This is a genomic window from Calditrichota bacterium, assembly GCA_013151735.1.
Classification (GTDB): domain Bacteria; phylum Zhuqueibacterota; class JdFR-76; order JdFR-76; family BMS3Abin05; genus BMS3Abin05.
This window is the reverse complement of record JAADHR010000075.1, coordinates 1-5,949: the sequence shown is the minus strand read 5'-3', so window position 1 is coordinate 5,949 and position 5,949 is coordinate 1. Positions and strand designations below refer to the sequence as shown.

5 protein-coding genes are annotated in these 5,949 nt (G+C 48.7%); 2 read left to right on the top strand and 3 right to left on the bottom strand.

Features of this window, described 5'->3' with window-relative positions; genetic code table 11:
- Positions 1–293, bottom strand: a 293-nt coding sequence (locus tag GXO76_05345; GenBank protein ID NOY77276.1) for a hypothetical protein, incomplete at its 3' end; no start/stop codon positions are given.
- A gap of 497 nt (positions 294–790) precedes the next feature.
- The gene (locus GXO76_05340; GenBank protein ID NOY77275.1) at positions 791–1,861 is read right to left on the bottom strand and encodes a hypothetical protein; all 1,071 of its coding nucleotides are present in this window, start codon (positions 1,859–1,861) and stop codon (positions 791–793) included.
- A gap of 222 nt (positions 1,862–2,083) precedes the next feature.
- Here GXO76_05340 and GXO76_05335 point away from each other — a divergent pair, with 222 nt between their 5' ends.
- Together GXO76_05335 and GXO76_05330 are read left to right on the top strand one after the other, a co-directional pair.
- Positions 2,084–3,529, top strand: a complete 1,446-nt coding sequence (locus GXO76_05335; protein NOY77274.1) for an alpha-L-fucosidase — start codon at positions 2,084–2,086, stop codon at positions 3,527–3,529.
- Positions 3,530–3,629: 100 nt separating this feature from the next.
- A complete protein-coding gene (locus GXO76_05330; protein NOY77273.1) occupies positions 3,630–4,946 on the top strand; it encodes an alpha-L-fucosidase in 1,317 nt (438 codons plus the stop codon).
- A gap of 41 nt (positions 4,947–4,987) precedes the next feature.
- Here GXO76_05330 and GXO76_05325 read toward each other — a convergent pair whose 3' ends face one another.
- Positions 4,988–5,629, bottom strand: a complete 642-nt coding sequence (locus tag GXO76_05325; GenBank protein NOY77272.1) for a hemolysin III family protein — start codon at positions 5,627–5,629, stop codon at positions 4,988–4,990.
- Between the last annotated feature and the right edge of the window lie 320 nt (positions 5,630–5,949).

The window sequence follows — 5,949 nt, the reverse complement described above, 5'->3', positions numbered from 1 at the left end:
ACCCTCTTTTTTGAGACAAAGCGCGCCGTCTGGGCATTTCGACGCGGATCTCCCAGAAGAACGGCACAAGCGGACGGCCGGGACTGGTCTGAACGGAGGGGAACGGAAATTCTGTGTTTTTTTGCGCTCCGGATAAAATCTGCTACAGCCAGTTGAACGGCCGCATCGCTCTGCTCTGCGGAGCTGAGAATGAGTTGCCAGTCTTTGGGGTTCTTAGTTGCTGATGAACTCAGTGTCGTCCACAGGACAATAATAAAAATAGCGGCAAAGAAAACGTAGGTAATTTTTTTCAATTTTTGTTCTTTTCTATTTTTTGTTTTAAGACTTGAAACTCCAAAGAACATCCCCCCAACCCCCTTCAAAAGGGGGAGCCGGTTGGTTGCAGAATCAGCAAATCATTGCCGACTCGTAAATTTGTGCCAAATTTAGAAAGCAGTTTTTCTCGGTTTTAGCCACCCACCAAACAGGACTGCGCCCAAAGTCTTTCTTTCAGAAAAAATAAGTATTTGTCATTGCAAGGATTGAAGAATGAGCGACGAAGCAATCTCTCTGTCCCAATGAGATTGCACGCCAAAGGCGCATTTCCAACTTCACCCGCCTCCGGCGGGATTCGCAATGACATCTTTCACAAAGTTGCCGCGTCCGCCGCGGTTCCCGAGCCTGTCGAGGGAAAGCGGACTCGCAATGACATGTCTTAGAAAAATGAGTCTCGTGATCGTAGTATTAGACTTTGGATACAGCCCCTACAGAAATCATTCGCGCATTCGCGGTGTTCTTTTTGCCGCAAAAATTAGTACGTTCCCCACTTGAGTCCCATTTCGTACATCGCCAGGGCATTTTCGAGGGGTGTATTGTCCTGAATCTCATGTGTAGGCGATAAAAAATAGCCGCCGCCCGGCATCATAATTGAAAGAATCTCCCGAAGGGATTTCTTAAACTCGTCCACGGTTCCGGTGGCCAGGGGGCCGGCTGTTGAAATCATTCCGTGGAAGGCCAGCCGATCGCCGTACGTCGTTTTTAAATAAGCCGGATCCATGTTGGCCACTTCGGGCTGCAGGGTGTCGACCGCAGAGATGCCCATCTCAATAAAATCCTCAAATGCCCAGCTTGAAGACCCGCAGCTGTGGAACATCACCGGAATGCCGTAGGCTTTGGCCAGATCCACAAATTTTTGGTGCCGGGGGCGCAGGACCTCTCGGTAATCTTTGAGGCTGATCAGGGGGCCCGTTTGTTGCCCCAGATCCTCACCCAGCCACATAAAATCGATTCTGCCTTTGGCGATTTCCAACATGCGCTCGGTCATTTCCAACTGGATGTCCAGCCGTCGGTCGATCAGACGCAGCCAGGCCGGATCCCGGAGCCCCACGCTCATGTAAGCGATTTCCATGCCGCACCAGAACCCGGTGGTATTCATCATGTCGCCCAGGCCGGGGTTTCCCACATACAGGGCCAGGTCGTCCCATTGGCGGCATTGGTCAACGACCGCGGCGTAATCAAAATCATCAGGGGAAGGCATCGGCCAGGTTTCCGCCTTTTCCATTGTCAGCTCTTTCAGGGGGAAGTCCGTAAATTCCCAGTAGCCCCCCCAATCGTGAGTGACCCATTTGCGCCGAAATCCCCAGGCCGGATCAACCATCAGGTCGGGGCGTGGAGCGTGCAATTCAGGCCCAATGTAAGGAACCGTCACCTCCCTGAAATCGACATGAAGCGCCTGCCGAAGGCCCTCATCATCATCTTCCCGTAAACCAAAATGATTCTTGAGCTTTCGGTCGATGGCGGCATTGGCCAGGTAATCGATGGGGATGCGGTCTGTTTTCTCGTGATGAAAGGTTCGAATAACACGTTCTCGGCTAGTGAGCATTTTTTTCTCCGCTGTAAGATTTTTTTCAAAAATACAAATTGTGTGATTAAGAAGCAAGTGAAAAGTGAAAAATCAACTAAAAGAGTTTGAAAGAAAGAAATGCTTGACAATACCGGAAAAGAATGCTATTTTTTGATATGTTTATGATATGAATAAACCTCCCGATGAAAACTTACGTTCAGGCAATCAGGTTTCATTTTTAAAGGAAAAGGAATACCTCCAATGAGAATATTTGCTCTGTTTTTGCTTGGATTTTTTGTGCTGGGGGCCGTTGTGGATGGTTATGGTCATCCCTCCGGCCAAACGTATTATCCTGAGACGAATCCGCTGGTTCGGCAAAAAATTGATCAATGGCAGGACTTAAAATTCGGGCTTCTCATGCACTGGGGGCCGTACAGTCAGTGGGGTGTCGTGGAATCCTGGTCGATCTGTGCTGAGGACGAGCCGTGGTGTCGGCGGAAAATGGAGAATTACGAGGAGTACAAGCGCCGGTACGAAGCCCTGAAAAAGACCTTTAATCCCGTCAAATTTAATCCCGAAAAATGGGCCAAAGCGGCTAAAGAAGCCGGTATGCGGTACGTCATTTTCACTACCAAACACCACGACGGCTTCTGCATGTTCGACACCAAGTACACCGATTATAAAATTACCTCCAAAGAGTGCCCGTTTCACACCGATCCTCGTGCCAACATTACCAAAGAAATCTTTAAGGCGTTTCGAAAAGAGGGGTTCTGGGTGGGGGCGTATTTTTCCAAACCGGACTGGCACAGCAACGACTACTGGTGGCGGAATTTTGCCACGCCCGATCGGAATGTGAATTACGACATCAAAAAATACCCCAAGCGCTGGCAGAAGTTTGTGGAATTTACCCACAACCAGATTCTGGAACTCCTCTCGGATTACGGAAAAGTGGACATTCTCTGGCTGGATGGCGGCTGGGTACAGCCCCTTACGGACAAGCAGATTCAGGCGGCCATTAACAGTCCCCACTACAAATTCACGCATATTCAGAGCCAGGACATCCACATGGCGGAACTGGTGAAAAAGGCACGGGCCAAACAGCCGGATCTTATTGTAGTGGATCGGGCGGTGGAAGGGCCGTATCAGAATTACCTTACGCCCGAAAATCAGGTTCCGAAGAAAATGCTGCCGTACCCGTGGGAATCCTGCATTATTTCCGGAGGCGGCTGGTCGCACGTTCCGAATGCCCACTATAAATCTGCCCGTCAGGTTGTGCACCTGTTGGTGGACATTGTTTCCAAGGGGGGAAACCTTCTGCTCAACATTGCTCCCGGCCCGGACGGCACCTGGGATGCCGATGCTTACAACCTCCTGAAAAAAGTGGGCGCCTGGATGCGGGTCAATTCGGAAGCCATTTACGCCACCCGTCCTATTGCGCCGTACAAGGACGGTAAGGTGTGTCTGACGCACAAAAAGGACGGGACAGTCTACGCCATTTATCTGGCCGATGAAGATGAGCCGCAGCCGCCCGCGGAAATCTGGATGTCGTCGTTTCAACCCGAAAAAGGGAGCACGATTCGTTTTCTGGGAACCCAAGAGACGCTCAACTGGAAACCGGTTGGGAAGGGTTTCGTGGCCGACATTCCTCTATCGGTTCGGAAACATCCTCCGTGCCGGTACGCCTGGGTGCTGAAGATTACGAAATGACGGAAACGACCCGGAGGGATCTCCCGGGTCAGGAAAAAGAGGGAGTTTCATGAACCTGCAGCCATTTATCTTACGAAGAAAATTTCGAGGAGGGACACGAATGAAATCGTGGTGGTTTTTTCTTTTACCGCTGATTCTGGTCGTTGCTACCGGGTTTTCTCAGGAAAAACCCGTGCCAGAAAGCCAGCGAATGCAGTGGTTTGAAGACGCAAAGCTTGGGATTTTTATTCACTGGGGGATCTACGCTGTCGATGGTATTGCAGAATCTTGGTCCTTTCACAATGGACAAATTTCTTACGAAGATTACATGAAGCAGCTTTCTGGATTTACGGCAAGCCATTACGATCCCGATGCCTGGGCCCGGTTGTTCAAAGAAAGCGGTGCCCGCTACGCTGTACTCACCTCAAAACACCACGATGGGGTAGCGCTCTGGCCGACCAAGCTCAGTCATCTTAATGTAGTAGAAAAAACACCAGCGGGCAGGGATTTAATTGGTCCGTACTGCAAAGCCTTGCGAAAAAATGGGTTGAAGGTTGGATTGTACTTTTCCATCTTGGATTGGTCTTATCCAGACTACCCCCACTTTACCAATAAAAAAGACCGCTACGATGCAAATGAGGACACGGCGCGGTGGAATCGCTTTGTGAAATTCTACCAGGGTCAGATTGAGGAAATTTGTACCCGCTACAAGCCGGACTTGCTCTGGTTTGATGGCGATTGGGAATTTCCGGCCAAAAAATTGCACGCCAGAGAAATTCGAGAGAAAATCAATCACTGGCTTCCCAACGTGATTGTCAATTCCCGGCTGCAGGGTTACGGCGACTACGCTACCCCCGAGCAGGGTGTGCCCATTACACGCCCGAAGGCTCATTGGTGGGAGCTCTGCATGACAATAAATGATTCCTGGGGCTACCAACCCAAAGATCAAAATTACAAATCGGTTAACGAGATTATTCGCATTTTTGTTGATTGTATTAGTATGGGCGGCAATCTTTTGTTAGATGTTGGAGCCAAACCAGACGGAACCTTTCCAGAAAAGCAGGTTCAGGTTCTCAAAGAGTTAGGCCGTTGGACGCACAAACATGCCGAGGCCATTTACGGTACGCGGGCAGGAATTCCTAAAGATTATTTTTATGGCCCGTCGGCACTTTCTAAAGACAAAAAAACGCTTTACCTGTTCCTGACCTGCAATCCCAACGGACCAGTCCTGTTAAAGGGGCTGAAAAACAAAATCACCCAAATTCGGGTCGTTGGGAACGGTACCGAACTAAAATGGAAGGTCATGATGAAACTGTCCTGGAGCCCTGTGCCTGGTATTGTTGCCATTTCGGTACCGAAAAATGTTCTGGATAAAGAAGTAACGGTTCTGGCTATTCATTTGAAAGAACCGATTGACCTGTTTGAGGACACGAATTGACAACAATTTGGTGATTGACATCCCTAAAGGAGAAAAAAAGATCACACGTAGTGGTAAATCATCCAGAAATGGGAAAAACTTCCCAGCAGAATAAAAATGTGAAAAATTTCGTGGAAGCCAAACACACGTGGCCAGGGATCGGGTTTTTTGAGGGCGTAGATAACGGCACCAATGGTGTAAAACAACCCGCCCAGGGCCATCCAGAAAAGGCCCCGTGGATTCATGAGGTGAATAAGCGGCCAGATGGCGATAATGATAATCCAGCCCATTAAAAGGTAAACCCCCGTGTACAAAAAACGCGGGGCATTCAACCAAAAAATTTTCAGCACAACCCCAAGAGCCGTGAGTCCCCAGACACTGGCCAGAACAGACCAGCCCCACGCCCCGCGAAGCGTGATCAGGCAAACAGGGGTGTAGGTGGCGGCAATGAAGACAAAAATCATAATATGGTCAATCGTTCGGAAGGCTTCGAGTCGTTTACCGGAAATCGGAAGCCAGTGGTACAGGGTGCTGAAGGTGTAGAGCAAAATCATCGCCCCGCCGAAAATGGAAAAGGATATGATGTGAGCCAGTTTTGCAGTTGGCGAGGGCCGCGTTAAAAGCAAAATAAGGGCCACAATAGCAAAAATAATTCCGATAAAATGGGTGAACCCGCTCATGGGTTCTCTTAATTTTACGTTCATAAATTGATTTCCTTTTTATTCGAAAGACGCGCCCGACCGGGAGCGATCTTCTGGTGTCAGTATTTTCTTGGATTTTCAAGTTTTTAAAATAGGATTGTTTTCTCCGTGATGCAATATTTTTTCACCCGTTTATAAATTTCTTTTCCTAAAACGTAAGTCTGTTCAAAAAAGTCTTTGCCCGCTCATTTCACGAATTGATTTTATTGAAATTAAATTAGGAGCATTTGTGAAATTCGTGGTTTTTAGAGTGACTCAGCCAGGTCCCGATTCTGTGACACCCGGTTTTCCATTCTGTAGGGGTAATTTCTTCAAAGGAAAAA

What these genes read in the sequence shown, in the direction of transcription:
- GXO76_05325 (NOY77272.1), bottom strand. Translation starts at nt 5,629, where the DNA reads ATGAACGTAAAATTAAGAGAACCCATGAGCGGGTTCACCCATTTTATC.
- GXO76_05335 (NOY77274.1), top strand. Translation starts at nt 2,084, where the DNA reads ATGAGAATATTTGCTCTGTTTTTGCTTGGATTTTTTGTGCTGGGGGCC.
- GXO76_05340 (NOY77275.1), bottom strand. Translation starts at nt 1,861, where the DNA reads ATGCTCACTAGCCGAGAACGTGTTATTCGAACCTTTCATCACGAGAAA.
- GXO76_05330 (NOY77273.1), top strand. Translation starts at nt 3,630, where the DNA reads ATGAAATCGTGGTGGTTTTTTCTTTTACCGCTGATTCTGGTCGTTGCT.